This is a genomic window from Rhodococcus spongiicola, assembly GCF_004011835.1.
In the GTDB taxonomy this organism is placed as follows: Bacteria; Actinomycetota; Actinomycetes; order Mycobacteriales; family Mycobacteriaceae; genus Prescottella; species Prescottella spongiicola.
Genome location: NZ_RKLN01000006.1, coordinates 160,591 through 184,867, shown reverse-complemented (window position 1 = coordinate 184,867; position 24,277 = coordinate 160,591). Strand labels below are relative to the sequence as shown.

Below are 24,277 nucleotides of genomic sequence, written 5' to 3'. Positions count from 1 at the left end.
ATGATAGTTTCCCGCACCCCAACTCGTCCGGTTAACCGCGCCGCGCGAGGTACGGCGGGCGAGTCGCTCCGGCGGCGAACGGCTGTCCGAGCCGGTTCTCCACGCTGTTGAACACGACGAAGATGTTCGCCCGGGGAATCGGCGTGATGTTGCCGCCGGACGCATGCATGACATTGCTGTCGAACATCGTCATCGAACCGACAGGTCCCGTGAGCATGTCGATCCCGAAAGAGTTCCACAGCTCGGTGACCACGTCCTGCGACGGCACCCCGATCTGTGGCGTGGTCGTCACAAGGGACCGCCGATGGTAATTCACCGGAGTCTTGCCTGCGCACTGCACGAACAAGCGCTGACTACCAGGAATGATCATCAGTGGGCCGTTGTACGCCTCGTTGCGCGTCAACGCGATTGATGCACTCACGGCCCGTGGGATCGGCATTCCGTCTTCGGCGTGCCAGGTCTCGAAATCGGAGTGCCAGTAGAACGCACCGCCCTGGAAGCCGGGCTTGTAGTTCAGCCGGCTCTGGTGAACGTAGACCTCCGAACCGAGGATCTCCCGAGCGAGTTCTTCCGCACCCGACTCCGAGATGGCTTCCCGCACAACGGTACTGAGGAGATCGATGTCGAAGATCGACCGCACGGCGGTCTTGTGCTCCTCGCGGATGATCCGCTCATCGCCCTCGAGCCGAGGATCCTCTTGGACCCGCTCGATCTCGGCGAGGCATGCCTCAACCGTCGCCGAAGAGATAACACCGTAGCGCTGTAGGTAACCCCGCTCGGCAAAACCCTCGAGTTCGGGCGTCGATGGAAGACCCCACACACACGGGTCCATCCGGTCCCGGATCTCGGGCTCCCCCTCCACACGGGTCGCGTACTGATCGATCCCGGCTCTCATCAACCGCAACTTTAGCACTCCCGAATGTGTCAGAGATACTGTCCGAGGAGTCACGCCTCAGTCGACGCCGCGACGATTCACGCAGTCAGTAGCGGGTACACACCGTTCTCGTCGTGGACCTCTTTGCCGGTCACCGGCGGGTTGAACACACACAGCATTCTCATCTGCGTCCGCGGCTCCAAACGATGCCGTTCGTTCCCGTCCAACAGGTACATCGACCCGGGACCGAGCTCGTACACCTGCCCCGTCTCGAGGTCGGTGAGCGTCCCCTCACCCTCGACGAGCCACACCGCCTCGACATGGTGCGCGTAGTGGAACTCGTTGACGGTTCCGGCGGTAATGGTGGTCTCGTGGAACGAGAATCCGGCTCCGTCGGCGGCGAGCACGATTCGCTTGCTTCGCCAGTTTCCGTTCGGGCTGGTTACGTCGCGGTCGGTGTCCGTGATCTCGTCGGTCGTTCGGACGATCATGCGTCTCAGGCCTCCTGTCCAGCGCATACGGTAATGGTCGCATCGACCAGGATGCCCAGGCCGTGCTGTAGTTCATCTTCGGCGATGGTGAGGGGAGGAAGCAATTTCACCACTTCGTCCTGTGGACCTGCAGTCTCGATGAGCAATCCGTGCTCGAAGGCGTACTGGGCCACCTTGCCGGCCTGTGACGCGTCGTCGAAGACCAGACCACGCACGAGGCCCCGGCCGCGAGTCGACAGCCCACGGAAGCGGCTCGACAGCTCGTCGAATGCGCGGTGCAGCATCTCACCCTTGGCCAGCACCGCCCTCTCGAGGCGGTCGTCCGACCAGTACTGCTCGAGCGCCGCCTGAGCCGTGACGAAAGCCGGGTTGTGACCGCGGAACGTTCCGTTGTGTTCACCGGGAGACCAGACATCGAGTTCCGGCTTGAAGAGCGTGAGCGCCAACGGGAGTCCGTACCCACTGATCGACTTCGACACCGTGACGATGTCGGGTTCGATCCCTGCGATCTCGAAGGAGAAGAACGGTCCGGTGCGGCCGCAACCCATCTGGACGTCGTCGACGATGAGCAGGATGTCGCGCTCCTTGCACAGATCTGCAAGCGCACGAAGCCATTCCGGCCGAGCCACGTTCACGCCACCCTCGCCCTGGACCGTCTCGACGATCACCGCTGCGGGTCGGTTCAGTCCTGATCCAGCGTCATCCAGCAGGCGCGAGAACCACCCGAAATCCTCGGTGCTGCCGTCGAGATAGTTGTCGAACGGCATGGGAGTCGCGTGGACGAGGGGGATGCCGGCCCCGGCGCGCTTCATCGCGTTTCCGGTGACCGACAGCGAGCCGAGCGTCATGCCGTGGAAGGCGTTGGTGAAACTGACGATCGCCGAACGACCGGTCACCTTGCGCGCCAGTTTGAGCGCCGACTCGACCGCGTTGGTTCCGGTCGGCCCGGGAAACTGCACCTTGTACGGGAGCCCGCGCGGTCGCAGGATCGTGTCCTCGAACGTCTCGAGCAGGCGGCGTTTGGCGGTGGTGGACATGTCGAGGCTGTGGGTGATGCCGTCGCCCTCGAGATACGACAGTAGGGCACGCTTGAGAATCGGATTGTTGTGTCCGTAGTTGAGCGCACCGGCACCAGCGAAGAAGTCAAGGTACTCACGACCGTTCTCGTCCACTATCCAGGACCCGCGAGCCTTGTCGAAGACGGTCGGCCAGTTCCTGCAGTAGCTCCGGACCTCCGACTCGAGAGTCTCGAAGATCGAAGTGTCAGGGAGGGTCGTAGTAGTCATGAGAGTCCAATCCGGGGGAAGGGTCCGATGGTGTAGAGCTCTTCGGCAGCGTGCCCGTCCGGGAAGTCCTCGGATTCGAACAGCGAACTCCTGCCGATGTCGGCGCCGCGGCTGCGGGCCAGAGCCGAGAACATCGCGATCGACCCCGCGTTGTCACGCGTGATGGTCGTCTCGAGCATGGTGATCGAGCGCCCGCGCAGCCGGTCGACGAGTCCGCCGAGCATGGCCACGCCGATGCCGCGGCCGCGGTACTCGGCGTCTACTGCTACCTGCCAGACGAACAAGGTCTGCGGCGCGGTCGGGCGGATGTATCCAGTGACGAATCCGACCGTCCGACCGTCGACTTCTGCGACGATCGAGGTCTCCCGATGATCTCGGCACCACATGAGGTAGGAGTAGCTGGAGTTCAGATCCAGCTCCCCTGACCGCCCCGCGATCTCCCAGATCCGAGCACCGTCTGAGATCTCGGGAGCACGCAACCGTGTTGTCGAGGCAGTCGTCACCTGCGGTCCCCTGCACCGCAGGTGACGACCAGCCGGCCGATCCGAGCGCCTTCCCTACGGGAGACGACGCTCAGCAACGGCGATCGAGGACTCATTCACACGGCTCCATCCGCACTCGGCTATGAATTCAAGCCTGCCGAGACAACTTTGAGATGGTTAGGTCCGTTACTTTGCGGTTGTGTTACAGACCCCGGGCGATCCGTCACGTTCTCAGGCGGCTCGACCAACGGGGAGCGACGCCGTCGCGGCGCCGGTTCGACGGGGTCGCCTCGATCGGATCGGGACCCGCCTGCGGCAGCGGCAACTCCACGACGAACCGGGCACCGCCTCCCGGACGCGAGACACAACGCACCCGCCCGTCGTGCGCTTTGACCGTTTCCGCGACCAGCGCCAACCCCAGACCGGTACCCGTTCCGGTCGTTCTCTTCCGGCTCGGATTCCCGGTCACAAACCTCTCGAACACCCGTGTGCGCTCGCTGACCTGGACGCCGGGTCCGGCATCGTCGACGACCACCATCGCCATCCCCCCGACCTCCCGGAGGGTGATCTCCACCAGCCCGCCACCATGTTTGTCCGCATTGTCCATGAGGTTCCGGAAAGCGCGCTCGAGCGCGAGCTTGCGCCCCTCGACAACGCAGTCGGTCTCCACCACCAGCAGATCGGTAGAGCGCTTGGACTCCGCGAGGGTGTGCTCGAGCAGTTCGGCGAGGGACAGTGGCTCGAGTTCGTCCTTGTGCAGTCCGGCTTCCGCTCGCGCCAGCGCCAGCAGGTGGTCGAGCAGCCGCCGGAGGTGCTCGAGTTCTGCGTTGATCAACACAAGTGCACGGCGCGATCGATCGGGAAGGTCCTGCTCGTGGCGGCCGAGCACCGAAACGCTCGTGATCAGTGTCATCAGCGGCGTGCGCAACTCGTGGCTGACGTCACCGAAGAACCTGCGTTCACGGTCGATCCGCAGTTGCAGCGAGTCGACCATGGCATTGAAGGCCTGCACGATGGTGGTCAAATCGGTGTCCTGGGTCTCCGTCAGCCGGGTGTCGAGCTGTCCCCCGGCGATCTGCGCCGCGGTTCCGGCGACCTCGTGCAACGGTCGCAGCACCCGGCGGCTCGCCCAGAGACCGAGCAGCGCACCCGCCAACGTCGTCAGCACCGCGCACGACACCAAGGCCAGTTTCAGAACCCTCAGTGCCGACTCGAGTTCGCTGAGCGGGGACAGTTCGAACAGCACATCGCCGTCGTCGTTCAACGGCACCCCGATCGCCAAGTATGGCTCGCCGAACAGCGAAACATGGCGTCGCACAGTGCCGTCGTCCAAGGCGACGTCCGCGCCACCCAGCTTGGCCAGAACAGGTTCGGCCGCGAGCCCGACCGCCGAGGCGAACCACTGCGATTCGCGCCGTACCAGAACCGCGGATTCCGCTGGCAGCTCGAGATCGCTCACCACTGCCGCCGGCGGCAGGTCTGTGCCATCGAGGACGTTGCGCACGTACTCGGCTCGGATCGACGTCTGCCGTTCCGCCGAACCTTCTCGCTGCGCGACCATGTAGCTGCGGCTGATCGTGAAGACCGATACCGCCAGCAGGATCGACACCAAGCTCGCGCCGATCGCGAAGGACAGCATCACCCGGCCACGGAGACCAGGCGCATGCCAGCGCCTACCGCTGGACATCGAGCCGGTACCCCAGCCCGCGCACCGTGACCACGAGCTGCGGATCGGAAGGATCGAGTTCGACCTTCGTCCTCAGCCGCCGCACGTGCACGTCCACGATCCGTTCGTCTCCGAAGAAACCGCGGTCCCAGACGCTTTCGAGCAGCGCACGACGGCTGAGGACGAGTCCGGGCGACTCGGCCAGCTCGCAGAGCAGGCGGAACTCGGTCAAAGTCAGGTGTAGTTGGTCGTCGCCCCGGCGGACCGTGCCGCTGCCGGGCGACAGGATGAGCGGCGCCTGCGGATCGGCGTCGAGAACGACATCCGAGGGTCCGGGGCGCTCGCTGAACCCACCCGCGCGACGCCGAAGTGCCCGCATCCTCGCGGTGATCTCCTTGATCTCGAACGGCTTCGTCACGTAGTCGTCGGCGCCAGCTTCCAGAGCTGCCACGACGTCATGGGTGTCGTCGCGAGCACTGATGACGATGATCGGTACGTCGTGCTCGTAGCGGATCTGACGAATGCAGGTGAACCCGTCCATGTCCCCGAGCATCAAGTCGACGATCATCACGTCCGGCGCGCCGTGGAATTCGAGGTGCTGCAGAGCGCTCTCGGCATCCTCAGCCTCTTCGACCTGGTATCCCTCGTCCTCGAGAGCCAGCCTCAGAGAGGCCCGTACGCGGTCGTCGTCCTCGACGATCAGAAGGTTCGCGCCCATGCCGCCATTTTCCAGTTACCCTGCCTCGGTCAACGCTCCGGGAACTGCCCCCACCAGTCATTCCCGCAGTGGATCTCGTGCGTGCGACTTTCGAGAGTACTTCATCGTTCCGGTGTCGGGATCCACGTCAACCGCGTGGGCCGGTAGCTCGTTGACCGCCACTACGAAGTGTCCGTCGCGATCCGCAACCTCGCCACGCGTGGCCGGCGGCAGGCCCGCGAGCGTCGCCGACACACCCTCATCAAGCAGGTGGTGAGAAGGCTCGCTCACGTCGCCGGTGCCGTCCGAGGCGGCGCGTGTCGACACCCGGAGATAGCGCGGCGCGGTTGCCATCTCGTAGCGGAACGCCTTCAACATCGACACACAAGCGAGCACCATGATGATCGAGAACGGCAGAGCCGTCGCGATCGACGCGGTTTGCAGGGCAGTCAATGACCCTGATCCACCGACTAGCAGAAGTACGGCGGCCACGACGCCCAGGAGCACAGCCCAGTAGGTACGGGACACCTTGGGTGTTTCGAGGGTGCCGCCGGAAGACAGGTTGTCGATGACGAGCGATCCGGAGTCGCACGAGGTGACGAAGAAGAACACCACGACGGCGATTGCGAGCAGACTCGTCAGCGTCGCCACCGGCAACCCGTCGAGAAGCTGGAACAGGGTCGTATTGGTGTCGACGGACCCGCCCGCACCGAGCATGTCGCCGTCATTGCGCTGGCGCAGGAGTCCCGAGTCCCCGAAGATCGTGAACCAGAGCGAACCGATGAGCGTGGGAGCAAGCAGCACACCCAACACGAACTCGCGGATGGTCCGGCCGCGTGAGATCCGCGCGATGAACATACCCACGAACGGCGCCCAGCTCATCCACCAAGCCCAGTAGAAGATCGTCCAGGCCCCCGCCCATCCGTCCTCCGCGAACGGCGAGGTGCGCAGCATGAGTTGAGGCAACGCCTGGGCATAGCCGCCGATGTTCTGCACCCACGCCTCCAAGAGGAAGATCGTGGGGCCCAGGAGCAGGACGAACAGGGCGAGGCCCGCCGCCAGGCCCATGTTGATGTTCGACAGCCAGCGCAGTCCCCTCGTCACGCCGGTGATGACGGAGAAGGTGGCCAGTCCCGTGACGACGGCGATGAGTCCGATGACGAACCAGTTGTTCGGCTCCACCCATCCGAGGTACTCGAATCCCGCGGAGATCTGCTGCACCCCGAATCCGAGCGACGTCGCGATGCCGAACACGGTGCCGACGACCGCGACCACGTCGATCGCGTGTCCGATCGGACCCTCGATCCGCTTACGTCCCAGCAGCGGTTCGAGCAGCCAACGGATCGACAGCGGTCGACGCTTGCGGTAAGTCATGTAGGCCAGACCCAGACCGACGACCACGTAGATCGCCCAGGCATGCAGGCCCCAGTGGAACAGCGTCAGTTGCATGGCCTGATCCGCGGCCGCATCGGTGGATCCCGGAACACCACCCGCCTCGGGCGGGTTCACGTAGTGGTTCAGCGGTTCCGCGACACCGTAGAAGACCAGACCGATTCCCATGCCGGCACTGAAGAGCATTGCGAACCAGGACGGGAGACCGAACTCCGGGGTCTCGTCGTCACCGCCGAGCCTGATGTTGCCGACCCGGGAGAAGACGCAGTACAGCGCGAATACGACGAAACCGGTCGCCACCAGGATGTACCACCAACCGACCCCGTCGGTGATGGCGGTATTCAGGCGCGAGAACGCGTCGCTCGCGGTTCCCGAATAGACGACTGCGAAGACAATCATCGCAAGGATCACCAGCGAAGCCGGTACGAACACCGGCTTCTGCACACCTCGCCAGGCTTCTCGCGCAGATCTCAACGCGCTTCCCTCCGTTTCGATGGACACGGGACACGGCAGGCGACGTGTGCCTGCGTCCGGGTTTCGCGTCAAACAGTTCCGCGGCTCCGGCGTTATGTCCGATTTCCGCACGGTAAACCAGGTCGGACATTCGACTCAAGCCGGGACTGACGTTACGCCTCGACCCGAGACCGGCGGTACCGTGGTGCTGTCGGAGATCCGAACCGTCGATCCGAAACGACGCTGAGCAGGGGTCTTCTATCGAATCGGGGCGTCCGGAACGACGGGCGGAGCGATGCCCACGTAGGCGACGATCTCGTGCCCACCGGGATTGGTTTGAACCGGCACTTCGAGCCAGTTGTTGGCCAGCCACACGTTGCCGGACGGATCCACGGCCACCCCCGTGTTGCGCTCGAGTCCGTCGAACGCGTATCCGGTGCCGTCGGGCGATATTGCGTCACCGGTCGACTTGCCTGCCGGGCAGGTTGTCGGGTCGGTGCCGCAGAAGTGCGAAAGTCTCTTGCCAGCGAAATTCGCGACCCATACGTTCCCGTCACCGTCCACGGCGATGCCCCACGGAATTGTCAGCCCACCACCTCGAAATGTCGGTCCCGCCGGGGTTCCTTCCGGATCGAGCAACGCGACCGAACCTGAACCTGGGCTCAGTGGCGGCAGGTCAGGGCAGGGTAGTTGCACGATCCCCGAGTTCGCCACCCACACGTTCCCGTCCGCATCGGCCGCGATACCCATCGGGTTGTCGAAGCCGGCGATCGGAGAGTTAGGTCGGACCGTTCCGTCCCGGCCCAACACCGCGACCTGATCGTTCCCCGTACCGGTGGCGAATACGTGCCGCCCGTTGTCCACCAGAGCAAAGGGCCGTTCGAGTCCGGTGTCGCGCAGCGTCTGTGCGCGGCTCGGATCGCCCGACGGGTAGCGGGTGAGGGTGTTCGAACCGCAGTTCGCCAACCAGATGTTGCCGTCTCGGTCGGCAATCGTTCCCTGCGGCCAGTCGATCTCCCCCTCGGTGAAACCGGTTTCGGGCGAGAGGGGAACGCCTTCGGGGGTGAACTTCGAGACGCTGTTGTGCGGTGGTTGGAGCTCCTGAGGGCAACCCGGCGGCTGCGCCGCGAAACCGAAGTTCCCCACCCACACATCGCCCTGCGGATCCAGGGCGATCCCGAACCCCGCCCCGCTCAAACCACCACCGCGAAAAGGGGATCCCGGCGCTGACTGACCGGACGGCAAGAACTTGAAGAGCATGTCGCTGCCGCATACGGGGACGTTGGGGTCCGCGTTGTACTCGTAGTTGCTGTTGACCCAAATGTTCCCGTCCGGGTCGATCGCAAAGTTCCCGGGACCGGACAACGATCGTCCGTCGCCATCGAACCGCAGGGCGAGGGTCCACGCCGCTGGAGGCAGGTTACGGGCCGGCGTGTACGGATGCGGTGCAGACGCGGCGACGGCGAAGAGGTCGACCACATGGAGCGACGGGGTTCGGGCGATCGCGGACATCGCTTCGAAGGTGTCGCCCGGACGTGGCCCGCCTCCATTCGTGGCGCCGTCGAGCAGCCTCGCGCAGTCGGCGGCCCGAGCGACACAAGCGGCGACCATGTTCGACAGTGAGTTGAACGTGGCGACCGTCGAGGTCTCCGATCCGTTGGGCGAGCTCGTGAGAACCGGCGACAATGATCCGTTCTCGACGTCCACGAAGTTCCGGACCATCCCCGCAGCGTTGCCGATCCCCGGCGCGGAACCACTGAGCCCGGCATCGGTGGCGAACTGCGCCATCGAGAACGCCGATGCCACCGTCGTCTGTTCGTTGACGACGACCTCCGCCGGAAGCGGATCGGAGCCGAGTACCGAGGCCAGCGCCGTGTCCACCCGAGAGAGGTCGCGGGCCTCCAGGTACACGATGTCGTCCGGACCGATTTCCGACGGAACGATGGAGAAGCGGCCCTGCTCGTCAGCGCGTGAGCTGCCGAGCAGTCGCGGTCCCGTCGATCCGTCACCCGCCGCCCATGCCGCCACGTCGTATCCGGCGAGCGGACCTTCCGCGCCTCGCACCGATCCGGACAGCACCTCCGCTCTTGCGGGCGCCACCGAGGACGTCCCCGCAACACTTCCCGCCACGAGCAAGCCGACCGCGCCGGACAACAGGATGCGTCGAAACATGAGACAGCCTCCGAGTCACCGAACGGAACGCGCGGTTCCAAACGATCTTCTTCGAAGGCTAGGAGCCCGGCGCCCGTACTGCGCTGGACTCGCACGTACCGTTGTCCTGTCGAAACCTGTCCTGTCGAAACCTGTCCTGTCGAAACCCCGTCGACGTCACCCGTAAACGACGCGTACGCGGCTGCACACCCGAGAGTCTGCAGCCGCGTCTGCGTGGAAAACGGATCTGAAAACGGATCTAGAGGAGCAGCTCGGCGATCTGGATGGTGTTGAGTGCAGCCCCTTTGCGAAGGTTGTCGCCCGAAAGGAACAACGCCAGACCGCGCCCGCCGGGTACACCCGGGTCCTGTCGAACCCGGCCGACCAGTGACACGTCGCCACCAGCGGACGCGAGCGGCGTCGGCACGTCCACCAGCTCCACGCCGGGCGCATCGGCGAGCAGTTCCTTGGCGCGCTCCACCGACAGCGGGCGCTCGAACTCGGCATTGATCGAGAGCGAGTGGCCGGTGACGACCGGGACACGCACGCACGTGCCCGACACCAGAAGGTCCGGCAGGCCGAGGATCTTGCGGCTCTCGTTGCGGAGCTTCTGGTCCTCGTCGGTCTCACCGCTACCGTCGTCGACGAGCGCACCAGCGAGCGGGACGACGTTGAACGCGATCGGCGCGACGTACTTGTCTGGGGCCGGGAAGTCGGCCGCCGAACCCGAGTGCACGAGCTTGTCGGCGTCGTCGGCAACCGCGCGGACCTGGCCGACGAGCTCCTCGACGCCCGCGACACCGCTGCCGGACACCGCCTGGTAGCTGCTGACGATCAAACGCTGCAGGCCGGACTCGTCATGCAGAACCTTGAGCACCGGCATCGCGGCCATCGTGGTGCAGTTCGGGTTGGCGATGATGCCCTTCGGCGGGTTCTTCGCCTTCTCCGGGTTCACCTCGCTGACGACGAGGGGTACCTCGGGGTCCTTGCGCCACGCCGACGAGTTGTCCACGACGATCGCGCCGGCGGCCGCGAACCGCGGGGCCTGCGCGCGCGAGAGTGTCGCACCGGCCGAGAACAGCGCGATGTCGATGTCCTTCAGGGAAGCATCGGGGACCTCGGCGACGTCTTCCACGACGATCTGCTCACCGCGGAACGGCAGCTTCTTTCCGGCCGAACGAGCGGACGCGAAGAACCGGACCTTGGCGGCCGGGAAGTTGCGCTCCTCGAGCAGGGTGCGCATCACGATGCCGACCTGGCCCGTCGCACCGACGACGGCGACCGTGACATCCCTGGTCACTTCACTCGTCTCACTGACCATCTTCTTCGTCGCTTCGCTCGTCTCACCAGCCATTACGGTTACCGTCCCGTTCCTGCGTGTACGACGGCATCTTCATCGCCGCCGAGGTCGAATGCTGTGTGGATCGCGCGCACGGCGTCGTCGAGATCGGTGTCCTTGACCAGCACCGAGATGCGGATCTCCGACGTCGAGATCAGGTCGATGTTCACGCCCGCGTCGGCGAGTGCCTCGCAGAATGTGGCCGTGACGCCGGGGTGGCTCCTCATGCCCGCGCCGACGAGCGACACCTTGCCGATGAGGTCGTCGAACAGGATCTGGGTGAAATCGATCTCGGCCTGCAGGCCGGTCAGCTTCTCCACAGCGCGCGGGCCGTCCGCCTTGGGCAGCGTGAATGTGATGTCGGTCTTGCCGGTCTCGACCTTGGAGATGTTCTGCAGGACCATGTCGATGTTGATCTCGGCCTCCGCGATGGCACGGAAGAGCTTGGCGGCGTGGCCCGGCGTATCGGGCAAGCCGACGACGGTGACCTTGGCCTCGGTGCGGTCGTGCGCAACACCGGTGATCAGGGCTTCTTCCACGGGGATGTCCTCCATCGATCCGGACACGATTGTTCCGGGCTTGGTGGTGTATGACGAGCGGACGTGCACAGGCATGTTGTAGCGGCGGGCGTACTCCACACAGCGCAGCATGAGTACCTTGGCGCCGCAGGCAGCGAGCTCGAGCATTTCCTCGAACGAAACAGTCTCGAGGCGCTGGGCGTCCTTGACGATGCGCGGGTCCGCGGTGAAGACGCCGTCGACGTCGGTGTAGATCTCGCACACGTCGGCGTTCAAGGCTGCGGCCAGCGCAACGGCGGTGGTGTCGGAGCCACCCCGACCGAGGGTGGTGATGTCCTTGCTGTCCTGGCTCACGCCCTGGAAGCCCGCAACCAGGACGATCGAACCCTCGTCGAGCGCAGCGCGGACGCGACCCGGCGTCACGTCGATGATCTTGGCGTTGCCGTGGCTGCCGGTGGTGATGACGCCGGCCTGCGAACCGGTGAACGAGCGCGCCTCCGCGCCCAACGAGTGGATGGCCATCGCGACGAGCGCGTTCGAGATCCGCTCACCCGACGTGAGAAGCATGTCCATCTCGCGAGCCGGTGGAACCGGGCACACCTGCTCCGCGAGGTCGAGCAGCTCGTCAGTGGTGTCGCCCATCGCCGACACCACAACGACGACGTCGTTGCCCGCCTTCTTGGTCTCGACGATCCGCTCAGCGACGCGTCGGATACGCTCGGCGCTCGCGACCGAGGATCCCCCGTACTTCTGGACGACGAGAGCCACGCGTGTGTACCTCCGGATAGTTGGATTGATGCCAGTCCGGCTGTCGAGCTTACCGACGTGCGTCACCGGCAGCGCAGGGCGTCCGCCCGCGCCAACAGTTCGCCCGACCAATCGCCTCGCCCGACCAATCGCCTCGCCCGACCAATCGCCCAAGACTGATCGTCCGAGACATTGCCCAGCGCTGCTACAGCTACGCCCACTTGCCGATGGTGATCGGGGTGGTCATGCTCGCACTCGGGGGTCTCACCGCCGTCCTGCTGGCGTTGATCACCTACGAGACGCTCGCCTTCGCCGAGAACCGCCGGGTGTTGCGGAGCTGATCCAGCAGACAGCGTCCGCGTTCCGGAGGTGCGAACCGACTGCGCGGATTAGACTCTCCCGCTGCAAGCGGTTCACCCGATCCAGCCCGGGCGGGGACTCGCTATGTGGGAGGCATCTCGGGTGTCGATCGCGCAGAACGGAAGTTTCGCTGCGAGCGCTAAGATTCCGGTGTTCCGCAGCGATCGTGTCGTGCCCCGCACCCGCCTGTTCGAAACGCTGGATCGCGCTTTGGCCGACTCCGATCACGGGACATCCGTGGTCCTGGTCTGCGCCCCGGCCGGCGCGGGAAAGACGACGTTTCTCGCGGACTGGGCGCACCGCACGCGTGCGCAACCCGGCCGTCCAGCGATCGCCTGGGCCACCGTCGACGAGCAGGACAACGAACGACCGTCGCTGCAATCCAAACTCGTCCAGGCCCTTCGGGGAACGGAGCATCACCAGGTCCGGGAGATCTGCGAACAGATCGCGAATCCGACACCCGTACAACCGTTCCCCCTCGCGAGCAGACTGACGGAATTGACCGAGCCTGTCTGGCTGATCCTCGACGATGCGCACCTGTTACACGACCCGGTCGTGCTCTCGGAGCTGGAGGTGCTCCTGCGGGCCCCACCGGAACGCGTGCGAGTGGTGGTGTGCGGGCGCTTCGAACCTCCACTCGCATTCCAGAAGCTGCGCCTCGACGGCCGAATGGTGGACGTGACCTTCGACGACCTCGCCTTCACCCCCGAGGAAGCCACGGCCTTGCTGGCCGAACACGATGTCGAACTCGATCCCGACAACCTGTCGGCGCTGATGGAACGCACCGAGGGCTGGGCCGCCGGTCTGCGACTCGCGGGCATGTCACTCGCGGAGCATGACGATCCGGCATCGCTCCTCGAGAACTTCACGGGGTGCCAGCGAGCGGTCGCCGATTACCTGATGGAGCAGGTCCTCGACGGTCAGAGCGAGGAGGTCCGGCAGTTCCTCGTCAAGACGTCCGTGCCGGCCACGTTCTCCGCCGCGCTCGCTGAGGAACTCACCGGGCGCGCCGACGCTCACGCGATCATCGACGTGCTCGAACACCGAAACTTTCTGATCAGCAGGATCGAGACCTCCCCCACCCAGTTCCGGTACCACCCGCTGCTGCGCAGCTATCTGCGCGCCGAGATCGGTCTGCTGGGTCGGCAGGCGGTCGCGGAACTCGAACACGTCACTGCGCGCTGGTACGCCCGACTCGGTGACGCGCTGCCGGCCCTCGAGCACGGCATTGCAGCCGACGCCGTGTCCGACGTCGAATCGGTGCTGTCGGACTCGGGTCTGGCACTCGTCCTCGACGGTCACGCCGAGACCGTCGGCCGGCTCCTCGCGGACGCCCCCCGCCCGATCCGGGACCGGCCGATCGCCCGACTCGTCCGCGTGGCCGCGCATCTGCGCGCCGACAACCCCACCATCGCGGGGTCGCTCCTCAGTACGTTCGACGACCATGGCGGTACCTTCGACGACCATGGCGGCGACGAGAGTGCTTTCCGGACAACACTCCTCGCAGACACACTGCGTCTGCAGCTTGCCGTGCACACCGGCGACCTCGAGTACGCTCGCACACGTCCGGTGGCAGCGGATGGCGACTGGTCGGGCGATCCCCACCTGGACGCCTTCGCTGCCCTTCAGCGCGGACTCGGTCACCTGCACCTCGGCCGTCTCGGACGCGCGGAGCACAACCTCGACCGGGCGCGCACGCACGCGCGTGAGATCAATTCGCCGAGCATCGAGGCCCAGACCTCGACGGCACTCGGCGTCGTCGCATTGAGCCGGGGCCTGCTCGACGACGCACTGCTGCTGGCCGCGAGCGGCCGATCCAAAGCAGCCGCGAGCCGCCAATCCAAAGCAGCCGCGAGCCGCCAATCCAAGACAGCCGCGGCGGGCCGCTCCGGGGCGACGAATGGCCATCCATTCTTGCAGGTGGCCAACCAGTCGGCGGACAGCCAATGGACATCCCTACTCGAGGCCTTCTGCCACTACTTGCGCAACGACACCGAGCGGGCCGTCGAAGTCGCGGGTGCCCCATACGCATCCAACGCATCGGCCACGCACGAAATCGCGGTCGCGGCTGAACTGTTCGGCCTCGACACCGCCCCGAACCGCCGTGCAGCGGTATCAGCCCTGCACGCGGCCACCACGTCCGGAAGGGCCGCCCACCGACCACCTGGGCTGATCGCGGTCACGCTCCCATCGATCCAATTCGCATACCTTCACATCGGAGAGACGACCTGGGCCCGCGAGCTGTTCACCTCCGCTGCGGCCGTGCTGGGCCAATCCGGTGACGTCGCGCTCCTCGAATCGGTCCTGCTCCTGTACGCCAATCAGCTCGAGCGGGCCCGGGCCGCGTTGCGTCCGGTCCTCGAGGGCAACCTGCCGTGTGCCGCGGCGACCAACATGGTGACTGCTTGGCTCGTGGAGGCCGAACTTTCCCGACGCCGCTTCCACGACGCCCGCATCCACGACGCACTGGGAGAGGCGTTGCGGCTCGCCGAACCCGAGGGGGTGCTCAGGCCCTTCCACTACATGCCATCGGCCAGCCGGGAACTGTTGTCGGCCAGCCGCGGCAGGTTCGGGTCCCGCGGATCCTTCGCGGATCGGGTGTGGGCTTCGCTCCCGAAGACGGCCGTCGCCACGACCGAGAAACTCACCCGGCGTGAACTTCAACTCCTTGCGGAACTGCCCACGTGGCGTACAGCCGAGGAGATCGCGGCCGACCTGTGCGTGTCCGTCAACACCGTCAAGACACACCTGCGTGGCATCTACCGCAAGCTCGGTGTGACCACCCGGCGTGACGCCGTCACCGCGGCACGTAGCCACGGGCTGCTGTGAGCCTCCGACCCACCATCACCGGGTGAGGTTCACCATCGACGGGTGAAGCGTCCGCGGGCCCGCCGCGAGATCCTCGATGGACGGGTACGAGCATCTGGCAAGCGCACCCGGCGACGGCTCTGCTCAGCGACGGCTCTGCTCGGCGACTGCGCTGATAGGCAACGGCGCTGCTCGGCAATACAGAGAACCACAGGGAGAAGTCATGGCTACTTCCGACCCGGGCCGACCCACCACTGTGCGGTATGCCTTCCTCGTCGGCGGCGAACTATCCGAGCGGGTGCTCGCGGCCTTCCCGGAGCTGCAGGTCTCGGAGACGGCTCACGCCCACACCACGCTGTACGGGCCTGTCCGCGACAACACCGAGCTGCGCGGCATGCTCGCCCGTTTCGACGCCCTCGGCCTCAGCCTCGTCGAGATGCGCCGACTTCCGGACTGAGCGATGGTGACTAGCGACCGACCAGCCTGATCTTGGCGTCGATCCGGTGAATGCGCGGGTCGGCGGCCGGAATCAGGAACGTCTCGTGAACATGCGCGGTGACCAGCGTGCGGCCGAACAGGCCGGCGTCGATCAGGTAGTCGGCCACCACCTCGTCGCCCTCCACCCTGTAGTTCTCGTCGCGGATGGCGCGGATGACCCGGAACTGGGGACCTCGCGAGAGGCTGCGCCGCAAGTGGTTTCCGGATCGACCCGTCTTGATGCCCATCTCGTAACGCACCGCGGTCGGCGCGTAGGGTACGGAATCGCCGTCGTGGCTGAGCAGCGCGGCCACATACGTTCGGGCCGCTTCGAGCTGTGCTGTCATGCGCACAGTTGATCACGCACCACCCCCATAGGGGTAAATTTGCGCCCCACTCCTCACCTGCCCCCCGGACACCGGGGTACAGTGCTACGTATGCAGCGCGCGCTCCTTCTTGGGTGCCGCGGCGGGGTCTGATCCAGACTGGCCTCCCGTCGCGGGTTTTCTCGTGCGCCGGTCGACTCCGTTGTCGGACTCGTGCAGTCCACACTCAAACCTGGAGAGCAATCCCATGTCCCCCGCTGACGCCTTCACTGCCGGATCTCGCACCATCACGCCGCCATCCAAGCCGTCGCCTGCCGACCAGCCAGCCTGGAACACGCAGAAGAACTCGTCGATGCCGACCTTCCGCTACAGGTCGTTCGGCGAAGAGGTCGAGCACGTATCCCTGCCGGATCGCACCTGGCCCGACGAGGTGATCGACCGCGCCCCGCAGTGGTGCGCGGTGGACCTGCGCGACGGCAACCAGGCGCTGATCGACCCGATGAGCCCGGCCCGCAAGCGCCGCATGTTCGAGCTTCTGGTCCGGATGGGATACAAGGAGATCGAGGTCGGATTCCCGTCCGCGAGCCAGACGGACTTCGATTTCGTCCGCGAGATCATCGAGGAAAACGCCATTCCCGATGACGTCACCATCCAGGTGCTCACCCAGTCACGCCCCGAGCTGATCAAACGCACCTTCGAGGCGTGCGCTGGTGCGAGGAACGCGATCGTGCACTTCTACAACTCGACGTCGATCCTGCAGCGCCGGGTCGTGTTCCGCGCCGACAAGGACACGGTCAAGAAGATCGCCACCGACGCCGCTGCGTTGGTGGTCGAGGAGGCGAAGAATCACCCTGACACCAACTGGCGCTGGGAGTACTCGCCGGAGTCGTACACCGGAACCGAACTGTCGTACGCCAAGGAGGTGTGCGACGCGGTCGTCGCGACCCTGGGTGGCACGCCGGAGAACCCGGTGATCATCAACCTGCCGGCAACGGTCGAGATGGCGACGCCCAACGTGTACGCGGACTCGATCGAGTGGATGCACCGCAACCTGGCCCAGCGCGACAGCATCATCCTGTCGCTGCACCCGCACAACGACCGCGGCACCGGTGTCGCGGCCGCCGAGCTGGGCTACCAGGCCGGTGCCGACCGCATCGAAGGCTGCCTGTTCGGCAACGGTGAGCGCACCGGCAACGTTTGCCTCGTGACGCTGGGCCTGAACATGTTCACCCGCGGCATCGACCCGCAGATCGACTTCTCCAACATCGACGAGATCCGGCGCACGGTCGAGTACTGCAACCAACTACCGGTCCACGAGCGTCACCCGTACGGCGGCGACCTGGTCTACACCGCGTTCTCCGGCAGCCACCAGGACGCGATCAACAAGGGTCTGGACGCGATGAAGTTCGCGGCGGACGACCAGGACGCCGCGGTCGACGACATCGTCTGGGAGGTCCCCTACCTGCCGATCGACCCCAAGGACGTGGGCCGCACGTACGAGGCCGTCATCCGCGTGAACTCGCAGTCCGGCAAGGGTGGCGTCGCCTACATCATGAAGGCCGACCACGGCCTGGCGTTGCCGCGGCGCCTGCAGATCGAGTTCTCGCAGGCCGTCCAGAAGATCACCGACGGCGAGGGCGGCGAGGTTTCGCCGAAGGAGATGTGGGACGTCTTCTCCGAGGAGTACCTGGCCCCGATCGTCCCGCTCGAGCGGATGCGTCAGAAGGTGACGGCGGCCGAGGTGGACGGCGGGATCGACGCGATCACTGCGGTCGTCAAGGTGAATGACGTAGAGCAGGAGATCTCCGGCTCCGGCAACGGACCGCTGGCCGCGTTCGTCGACGCCCTCGGCAATGTCGGCTTCGACGTCCGCGTCCTGGACTACTCCGAGCACGCGATGTCCGCCGGTGACGACGCGAAGGCCGCGGCGTACGTCGAGTGCGCGGTGACCCTGCCGGACGGCAGCAGCAAGGTCGTATGGGGTGTCGGCATCGCTACCTCCATCACCACCGCGTCCCTGCGCGCCGTCGTGTCGGCCGTCAACCGGGCGCACTGACCGCCTTCGGCCTGAGCGCCCATTCCTTCGCCTCCGGAGCGGGTTTCCGCGACCCGGCGCAGGGAATGGGCGCTCAGACTATTGCGCCCATTGTCTATGGGTGGCCCGGCTATATATGGCCCGGCAACTCGTCCGGGAAGCGGTAATCGCAGCCGAGGTCGTCGGTGGATTCGGCCCCCCACTCGTCTCGGAACCAGGCGACGCAGGTGTCGGCGACCAGCCTGGCGTCGCGGGTGAAGAGGTAGCCGTCGGTGCAGTCCTCGAAGTGGTCGTCGAAGAACCAGCGTTCCAGGATCAGCCCGTTGGTCGAGTAGTCGGCCAAGGTCAACTGTTCGAGGAACGCGCGGGACCGACGGAGCATCAACACCTCGTCCGCGAGCACAACGATCTGCGCGCACACGATCTCGTCGAGTTCGTCGCGCGTGCGGTATCCGCTCGGACCCATCTCGAGCATGAAGGCCACCGGCTTGTCGGCCAGCGATTCGACCAGCCAATCCGCCATCCCCGCCCAGGACACACCTGACGACCTCGTAGAATCGGCCACCTTCCCTCCCCTCCTCGGTCGCACTCGCCTCGACGAACCCCGCAGGTCGGTTGCGTCATCCGCCGTCACGGCGTGACGATCGCGAAGCCCGGATCCGGGCGGTCGAGGTAGCCGACGAACTCCACCAGCTTGGCCAAGTCGCCCTGCGCGTCGACGCTCCCGTCGGCGATGGCCATGGACAGATCGACCGCACCCTGCAGGACGCCCAGCAGCAGCGAGCGGGTGAGCGTGAATCGCGCATCCGGTTCGGGCGCGGACCGGGTGCCATCGAGATCCCAGTGCACGAGCACGCCGTTGCGCAGCTCCATCCGGTGCACCCGAGCCTCGTCGGCGATGTCCCAGTCGATCACCATCCGGGCGTCCCAGGCCCTGGGCCCGTCGACGCGCAAAGAAACCGCGTCGAACAGTTGCTCGACAGACAACTCCCGCGCCACGTCGGCCGACGCGACGTCGGTAGGGGTGCCGACCGGCCCGTCGCGCAGTTCCATCGCGCCAGTCAGGTAGAAGTTACGCCACGTGCCGTTCTCGGCTCCGTACCCGAGCTGCTCGAGTGTCTGGGCCTGCAGCTCCTTCGCCTCGACGTTGGCGGGGTCGGCGAATACGACGTAATTCACTACCTGGGCAACCCACCGGAAATCACCGTCCGCGAAAGACTTCCGTGCCTTCCGAAGCACCTCGTCGGCGCCGCCCATGAACTCGACGTGCCGTTTCGCCGATTCGACGGGCGGATGCTCCCACAGGTGGGCCGGGTTGCCGTCGAACCACCCCATGTAGCGCTGGTAGATCGCCTTGACGTTGTGGCTGACGGAACCGTAGTAGCCCCGCACGTGCCACGCCTGCGCGAGCGCCGGCGGGAGCATCATCTCCTCGGCGATCTCGATTCCGGTGCAGCCCTGGTTCATCCGACGCACCGTCTGGTCGTGCAAGTACGCGTAGAGGTCACGCTGCTGTGCGAGGTACTCGGTGAGGCGCTCGGTCCCCCATGTGGGCCAGTGGTGCGACGCGAACAGCACGTCCGAGTCGACCGCGTACCGATTGATCGCTTCGGTGAGATAGTGCGCCCATACGTGCGGATCCCGCACGAGTGCCCCACGCAGCGTGAGCAAGTTGTGCTGGGTGTGAGTGGCGTTTTCCGCCATACACAGAGCGCGGCGGTCAGGGAAGTGGAAGTTCATTTCCGACGGTGCCTCGGTGCCTGGTGTCAACTGGAACACGATCCTGACCCCGTCGATTACCTCCGTGTGCCCTGTGTGCTCGATGGACAGTGTCGGCGAGATGAGCGAGACCGTCCCCGTCGACGTCGTCTGACCGAGGCCCGCGCCCACCGATCCCCGAGGACCGCGCGGCAACGCCGCCCCGTACATGTAAGCGGCCCGCCGTGCCATAGCGGTACCGGCGTAGACATGCTCGGCGACCGCGTGTTCGACGAGGCCGGCCGGTGCGATCACTGGACAACGTCCAGCCTCGACGGATGCGACGTCGACTACGCCCTTGACACCGCCGAAATGGTCAGCGTGCGAATGGGTGTAGATGACCGCGGTAACCGGACGGTCGCCGCGGTGCGCACGATACAGCCCAAGCGCCGCCGCGGCGGTCTCGGTGGAGATCAGCGGGTCGATCACGATGACCCCGGTGTCGCCCTCGACGAGCGTCATGTTCGAAAGGTCCAGTCCACGAACCTGGTAGATCCCCTCGCACACCTCGAACAGCCCCTGCTTGGCACAGAGGCCGCCCTGCCGCCACAGGCTCGGATTCACCGTGGGCGGGCACTCACCGTCGAGGAACGAATAGGCGTCGTTGTCCCACACGACGGTTCCGTCTGCTGCTCGGACGACACCCGGGGTCAGGGTCGCGATGAACCCCCGCTGGGCGTCTACATCGTCCCCATCGGGCAGGGTCTCGGCGAATCGCACATTGGCCGTTGCGATCTCCGGTGTGGCATCTGCCGGAACAGTCATGGTCAAGTCCCCTATCGCAAGGTCGTCCACGCTGGTCGTGCCCGTCAATCATGGCCGGTTCACGGAATGTTCGTTGCGACTTGGATTTCAGCGGCCCAGAATGACCAAATTGGGCCACAGATTGTGCCAAAGTCAGGTGCACCCGCTACGGAAACACGTGAATGGAGCCACCGATGGACTCTTTCTGGGATTTTCTCTGGGTTATTCTCGTCAGCTTCGCGTTCATCGCGTACCTGATCCTGCTGTTCTCGATCATCACCGACCTGTTTCGGGACCACAAGACCTCTGGCTGGGTGAAGGCGATCTGGGTGGTCTTCCTGATCATCCTCCCGTTCATCACGGCGCTGATCTACCTGATCGTCAAGGGTGATGACATGACGAAGCGCTCGATCCGGGCGGCCCGGGAGGTGCAGGACGCGCAGGACGCCTACATCCGCCAGGTTGCCAGCGGAAAGTCCGGCGCGGAGCAGATCGCCGATGCCAAGGCACTGCTCGATGCGGGCACCATCACGCAGGACGAGTTCGCTGCACTCAAGGCCAAGGCGCTGGGCGACTGAGTCGCACCTCCCGCGGCGCGGGCTGAGTCGCACCTCCCGCGGCGCGGGCTGAGTCGCACCACCCGCGTCGTTGCAGGATCAATCACGGTGCCGTGCTCCCATCGGGAGCGCGGCACCGTCGTTTCCGGACGTGACGGCCGCAACGCGGCACGGCTTCACGCAGCGGCCTGTGGAAAACTCATCACGTGGGAACAAGCACTCGGACGACCCCTCGGATGACACTTCGGGGCCGGCTCGCGTTGCGGGCGGCCGCCGCAGCCGCGTGGGCCTCGCAGAAGGCAGGACGCGGTAAGGGCTCGATGATCGGCGGCCTGATCGCGCTGAAGATCGATCCGACACTGTTGCAGCAGCTCGGCCACGGTCGCCGGACGGTGGTGGTGACCGGCACCAACGGCAAGTCCACCACGAACCGGATGACCGCGGCGGCTCTCTCGACACTCGGCGAAGTGGCCACGCAAACCGACGGCGCCAACATGGACGCGGGCATCGTCGCCGCGCTCACCGCCCGCGTCGACGCGCCGCTCGCCGCGCTCGAGGTCGACGAACTGCACGTCCCGCATGTGTGCGACGCCGTGGACCCCGAGGTCGTCGTGCTGCTGAACCTGAGCCGCGACCAGCTGGACCGGGTCGGCGAGATAAACATGATCGAGCGCAAGCTTCGCGCCGGACTCGAGCGGCACCCGGAAGCGATCGTGGTCGCGAACTGCGACGACGTGCTGGTGACCTCCGTCGCCTATGACTGCGAGAACGTGGTGTGGGTCGCCGCCGGCGGTGGTTGGGCGAGTGACTCCGTGAGCTGCCCGCGTACCGGAGAACCGATCGTGTGGGACGGGCCGAACTGGCGCAGCACTGGGTCGGACTTCGCGCGCCCCACGCCCGACTGGTGGGTCGACGACGACAATCTCCACGGCCCGGGCGGGCTCGTGATCCCGATGAAACTGACGCTGCCGGGCAAGGCCAACCGTGGCAACGCGGCGCAGGCCGTCGCTGCGGCCGTGGCGATGGGCGCGAAGGCGGAGGACGCCGTCGCCGCCGCATCGGCCGTCGACGAGGTCGCCGGCCGCTACAGCACCGTCCAGGTGGGACCGCACGCCGTGCACCTGCTGCTCGCGAAGAACCCGGCCGGCTGGCAGGAGGCCCTGTCGATGATCGACCACAGCGTCGACGGCCTCGTGATCGCCGTCAACGGCCAAGTGCCCGACGGGGAGGACCTGTCGTGGCTGTGGGACGTGCGGTTCGAGCACTTCGAGGGCGTCAAGGTGGTCGCTGCGGGCGAACGGGGCACCGACCTCGCCGTCCGGTTGACGTACGCGGGCGTCGAGCACACCCTCGAGCACGATCCGATGCGCGCGATCGCGTCGTGCCCACCCGGACGCGTCGAGGTGCTGGCCAATTACACGGCTTTCCGTGACCTCAACACCGCAATCGCCAAGGAGAACAAGCGCGATGTCTGAGTCCACGGTCCGCATCGGCCTCGTCCTGCCCGACGTCATGGGCACCTACGGCGACGGCGGCAACGCCTTGGTCCTGCGTCAGCGTCTGCGCATGCGCGGCTACGACGCCGAGATCGTCGACATCACCCTCAGCGACCCGGTACCCGAGTCGCTGGACCTGTATGCGCTCGGTGGGGCGGAGGACTCCGCGCAGCGCCTGGCCACCCGGCACCTGAAGACCTACCCAGGACTCCAGAGGGCAGCGGAGCGGGGTGCGCCTGTGTTGGCGATCTGTGCGGCGATCCAGGTACTCGGGCACTGGTACGAGACCTCGAGCGGTGAGCGCGTCGACGGGGTGTCGATGCTCGACGCCACCACGTCCCCGCAGGAGACGCGATCGATCGGCGAGGTCATCACCACACCGCTGCTCGACGGCCTCACCGCACCGCTGTCCGGATTCGAAAACCACCGGGGCGGAACTACTCTCGGCCCCGATGCCACGCCGGTCGGGCGGGTGACGCACGGTGTGGGCAACGGCGTCGGCGATGGGCTCGAGGGTGTGACGCAGGGTTCGGTGATCGGCACCTACATGCACGGTCCCGTCCTGGCGCGGAACCCGGAACTCGCCGACCTGCTGTTGAAGCGAGCGCTCGGTGTCGCAGAACTGCCGCCGCTGGATCTGCCCGAGGTGGATCTGCTGCGCCGCGAGCGGCTGCGGGTGCGCTGACCCCGGGCACGCCTTTTAGAAAACGTCCCAAACAGGGATATGGCCGGGAATGCTTTTGCATTACCGGCCGCATCTCTGCGTCACAAGCTTTTCACCCGACTGGTCTACTCACTTGCTCCGCATCCTTGCTTCACGAGCTTTTCACCGTTAGCGACTGCTGACTCGATCCGCACCATTGATAATACGCTCGCGGGCGGCCCCCGCAATATTTCGGACGCGAATTTTCCGAGTTGTGACCGGTTCATACCAGACATGCCCCGGTGCCTACCAGAACTCATCCACCGGGGCGCTCGAGCCAACCACCCGGCACCTGAAGACCTACCCCGGACTTCAGAGGGCAGCGGAGCGGGGTGCGCCGGTGTTGGCGATCTGCGCGGCGATCCAGGTACTCGGGCACTGGTACGAGACCTCGAGCGGTGAGCGCGTCGACGGGGTGTCGATGCTCGACGCCACCACGTCCCCGCAGGAGACGCGATCGATCGGCGAGGTCATCACCACACCGCTGCTCGACGGCCTCACCGCACCGCTGTCCGGATTCGAAAACCACCGGGGCGGAACTACTCTCGGCCCCGATGCCACGCCGGTCGGGCGGGTGACGCACGGTGTGGGCAACGGCGTCGGCGATGGGCTCGAGGGTGTGACGCAGGGTTCGGTGATCGGCACCTACATGCACGGTCCCGTCCTGGCGCGGAACCCGGAACTCGCCGACCTGCTGTTGAAGCGAGCGCTCGGTGTCGCAGAACTGCCGCCGCTGGATCTGCCCGAGGTGGATCTGCTGCGCCGCGAGCGGCTGCGGGTGCGCTGACCCCGGGCACGCCTTTTAGAAAACGTCCCAAACAGGGATATGGCCGGGAATGCTTTTGCATTACCGGCCGCATCTCTGCGTCACAAGCTTTTCACCCGACTGGTCTACTCACTTGCTCCGCATCCTTGCT

At 65.9% G+C, this 24,277-nt stretch carries 19 protein-coding genes and 1 pseudogene; 7 read left to right on the top strand and 13 right to left on the bottom strand.

From position 1 onward, the window contains the following. Window positions 1–31: 31 nt before the first annotated feature. The 10 genes from EF834_RS16410 to EF834_RS16365 form a co-directional block, all read right to left on the bottom strand. A complete protein-coding gene (locus EF834_RS16410; RefSeq protein WP_127948285.1) occupies window positions 32–895 on the bottom strand; it encodes a phytanoyl-CoA dioxygenase family protein in 864 nt (287 codons plus the stop codon). 77 nt (window positions 896–972) lie between these two features. Then, a complete protein-coding gene (locus EF834_RS16405; RefSeq protein ID WP_127948284.1) occupies window positions 973–1,365 on the bottom strand; it encodes an ectoine synthase in 393 nt (130 codons plus the stop codon). A 5-nt stretch (window positions 1,366–1,370) separates the two neighbouring features. Continuing rightward, window positions 1,371–2,651, bottom strand: a complete 1,281-nt coding sequence (ectB, locus tag EF834_RS16400) for a diaminobutyrate--2-oxoglutarate transaminase (protein ID WP_127948283.1) — start codon at window positions 2,649–2,651, stop codon at window positions 1,371–1,373. Then, window positions 2,648–3,154 carry a diaminobutyrate acetyltransferase gene (gene ectA, locus EF834_RS16395; protein WP_235871261.1) on the bottom strand — a complete coding sequence of 169 codons (507 nt, stop codon included), beginning with the start codon at window positions 3,152–3,154 and terminating at the stop codon, window positions 2,648–2,650. Before ectA ends, ectB begins: the two co-directional genes overlap by 4 nt. Before the next feature lie 202 nt (window positions 3,155–3,356). Next, window positions 3,357–4,820: a sensor histidine kinase gene (locus EF834_RS16390; protein ID WP_127948281.1), complete on the bottom strand. Its 1,464-nt coding sequence runs from the start codon at window positions 4,818–4,820 to the stop codon at window positions 3,357–3,359. Beyond that, window positions 4,807–5,517, bottom strand: a complete 711-nt coding sequence (locus EF834_RS16385) for a response regulator transcription factor (RefSeq protein ID WP_127948280.1) — start codon at window positions 5,515–5,517, stop codon at window positions 4,807–4,809. The genes EF834_RS16390 and EF834_RS16385 overlap by 14 nt, the downstream gene beginning before the upstream one ends. 57 nt (window positions 5,518–5,574) lie before the next feature. Further along, window positions 5,575–7,362: a BCCT family transporter gene (locus EF834_RS16380; RefSeq protein WP_206615310.1), complete on the bottom strand. Its 1,788-nt coding sequence runs from the start codon at window positions 7,360–7,362 to the stop codon at window positions 5,575–5,577. Between the two features lie 237 nt (window positions 7,363–7,599). After that, window positions 7,600–9,513, bottom strand: coding sequence for an NHL repeat-containing protein (locus EF834_RS18550; RefSeq protein ID WP_235871260.1), 1,914 nt, complete (start codon window positions 9,511–9,513; stop codon window positions 7,600–7,602). 238 nt (window positions 9,514–9,751) lie between these two features. Beyond that, on the bottom strand, window positions 9,752–10,813 hold the full coding sequence (locus EF834_RS16370; protein ID WP_127948362.1) for an aspartate-semialdehyde dehydrogenase: 1,062 nt from the start codon (window positions 10,811–10,813) through the stop codon (window positions 9,752–9,754). A 38-nt stretch (window positions 10,814–10,851) separates the two neighbouring features. After that, window positions 10,852–12,117 (bottom strand): aspartate kinase, encoded by a 1,266-nt coding sequence (locus EF834_RS16365; protein WP_127948279.1) that lies wholly within the window; start codon window positions 12,115–12,117, stop codon window positions 10,852–10,854. A gap of 510 nt (window positions 12,118–12,627) precedes the next feature. Between EF834_RS16365 and EF834_RS16360 the strand changes: the two genes are divergently transcribed. Next, window positions 12,628–15,285, top strand: coding sequence for a LuxR C-terminal-related transcriptional regulator (locus EF834_RS16360; RefSeq protein ID WP_235871259.1), 2,658 nt, complete (start codon window positions 12,628–12,630; stop codon window positions 15,283–15,285). A gap of 202 nt (window positions 15,286–15,487) precedes the next feature. After that, a complete protein-coding gene (locus EF834_RS16355) occupies window positions 15,488–15,721 on the top strand; it encodes a hypothetical protein (RefSeq protein ID WP_127948277.1) in 234 nt (77 codons plus the stop codon). 10 nt (window positions 15,722–15,731) lie between these two features. On the opposite strand, the gene EF834_RS16350 is transcribed toward EF834_RS16355, so the two are convergent. After that, window positions 15,732–16,088, bottom strand: a complete 357-nt coding sequence (locus EF834_RS16350) for a hypothetical protein (protein ID WP_127948276.1) — start codon at window positions 16,086–16,088, stop codon at window positions 15,732–15,734. Between the two features lie 226 nt (window positions 16,089–16,314). On the opposite strand from EF834_RS16350, the gene leuA reads away from it, so the two are divergent. Continuing rightward, a complete protein-coding gene (gene leuA / locus EF834_RS16345; RefSeq protein WP_127948275.1) occupies window positions 16,315–18,123 on the top strand; it encodes a 2-isopropylmalate synthase in 1,809 nt (602 codons plus the stop codon). A gap of 109 nt (window positions 18,124–18,232) precedes the next feature. Here the strand turns inward: leuA and EF834_RS16340 are convergent, their stop codons facing one another. Together EF834_RS16340 and EF834_RS16335 are read right to left on the bottom strand one after the other, a co-directional pair. Beyond that, on the bottom strand, window positions 18,233–18,667 hold the full coding sequence (locus tag EF834_RS16340; RefSeq protein ID WP_408014527.1) for a hypothetical protein: 435 nt from the start codon (window positions 18,665–18,667) through the stop codon (window positions 18,233–18,235). 65 nt (window positions 18,668–18,732) lie between these two features. Then, the gene (locus EF834_RS16335; protein ID WP_127948274.1) at window positions 18,733–20,625 is read right to left on the bottom strand and encodes an alkyl/aryl-sulfatase; all 1,893 of its coding nucleotides are present in this window, start codon (window positions 20,623–20,625) and stop codon (window positions 18,733–18,735) included. Window positions 20,626–20,798: 173 nt separating this feature from the next. Here EF834_RS16335 and EF834_RS16330 point away from each other — a divergent pair, with 173 nt between their 5' ends. From EF834_RS16330 to EF834_RS16315, 4 genes and pseudogenes are all read left to right on the top strand, one after another. Next, window positions 20,799–21,182, top strand: a complete 384-nt coding sequence (locus EF834_RS16330) for an SHOCT domain-containing protein (protein WP_127948360.1) — start codon at window positions 20,799–20,801, stop codon at window positions 21,180–21,182. A 215-nt stretch (window positions 21,183–21,397) separates the two neighbouring features. Further along, window positions 21,398–22,636 (top strand): Mur ligase family protein, encoded by a 1,239-nt coding sequence (locus tag EF834_RS16325; RefSeq protein WP_127948273.1) that lies wholly within the window; start codon window positions 21,398–21,400, stop codon window positions 22,634–22,636. Then, complete coding sequence (locus EF834_RS16320; protein ID WP_127948272.1) at window positions 22,629–23,342, top strand: type 1 glutamine amidotransferase; 714 nt, start codon at window positions 22,629–22,631, stop codon at window positions 23,340–23,342. Before EF834_RS16325 ends, EF834_RS16320 begins: the two co-directional genes overlap by 8 nt. 301 nt (window positions 23,343–23,643) lie before the next feature. Continuing rightward, window positions 23,644–24,147, top strand: a pseudogene (locus EF834_RS16315) (type 1 glutamine amidotransferase); the annotation flags it as partial. Window positions 24,148–24,277 lie beyond the last annotated feature (130 nt).

Excerpts from the sequence above, each read along its gene's own strand:
- EF834_RS16350 (WP_127948276.1), bottom strand. The coding sequence starts at position 16,088 with ATGACAGCACAGCTCGAAGCGGCCCGAACGTATGTGGCCGCGCTGCTC.
- EF834_RS16320 (WP_127948272.1), top strand. The coding sequence starts at position 22,629 with ATGTCTGAGTCCACGGTCCGCATCGGCCTCGTCCTGCCCGACGTCATG.
- EF834_RS16385 (WP_127948280.1), bottom strand. The coding sequence starts at position 5,517 with ATGGGCGCGAACCTTCTGATCGTCGAGGACGACGACCGCGTACGGGCC.
- ectB (WP_127948283.1), bottom strand. The coding sequence starts at position 2,651 with ATGACTACTACGACCCTCCCTGACACTTCGATCTTCGAGACTCTCGAG.
- EF834_RS16330 (WP_127948360.1), top strand. The coding sequence starts at position 20,799 with ATGGACTCTTTCTGGGATTTTCTCTGGGTTATTCTCGTCAGCTTCGCG.
- leuA (WP_127948275.1), top strand. The coding sequence starts at position 16,315 with ATGTCCCCCGCTGACGCCTTCACTGCCGGATCTCGCACCATCACGCCG.
- EF834_RS16325 (WP_127948273.1), top strand. The coding sequence starts at position 21,398 with ATGACACTTCGGGGCCGGCTCGCGTTGCGGGCGGCCGCCGCAGCCGCG.
- EF834_RS16355 (WP_127948277.1), top strand. The coding sequence starts at position 15,488 with ATGGCTACTTCCGACCCGGGCCGACCCACCACTGTGCGGTATGCCTTC.
- EF834_RS16405 (WP_127948284.1), bottom strand. The coding sequence starts at position 1,365 with ATGATCGTCCGAACGACCGACGAGATCACGGACACCGACCGCGACGTA.
- EF834_RS16335 (WP_127948274.1), bottom strand. The coding sequence starts at position 20,625 with ATGACTGTTCCGGCAGATGCCACACCGGAGATCGCAACGGCCAATGTG.
- EF834_RS16410 (WP_127948285.1), bottom strand. The coding sequence starts at position 895 with ATGAGAGCCGGGATCGATCAGTACGCGACCCGTGTGGAGGGGGAGCCC.
- EF834_RS16370 (WP_127948362.1), bottom strand. The coding sequence starts at position 10,813 with ATGGTCAGTGAGACGAGTGAAGTGACCAGGGATGTCACGGTCGCCGTC.
- EF834_RS16390 (WP_127948281.1), bottom strand. The coding sequence starts at position 4,820 with ATGTCCAGCGGTAGGCGCTGGCATGCGCCTGGTCTCCGTGGCCGGGTG.
- EF834_RS18550 (WP_235871260.1), bottom strand. The coding sequence starts at position 9,513 with ATGTTTCGACGCATCCTGTTGTCCGGCGCGGTCGGCTTGCTCGTGGCG.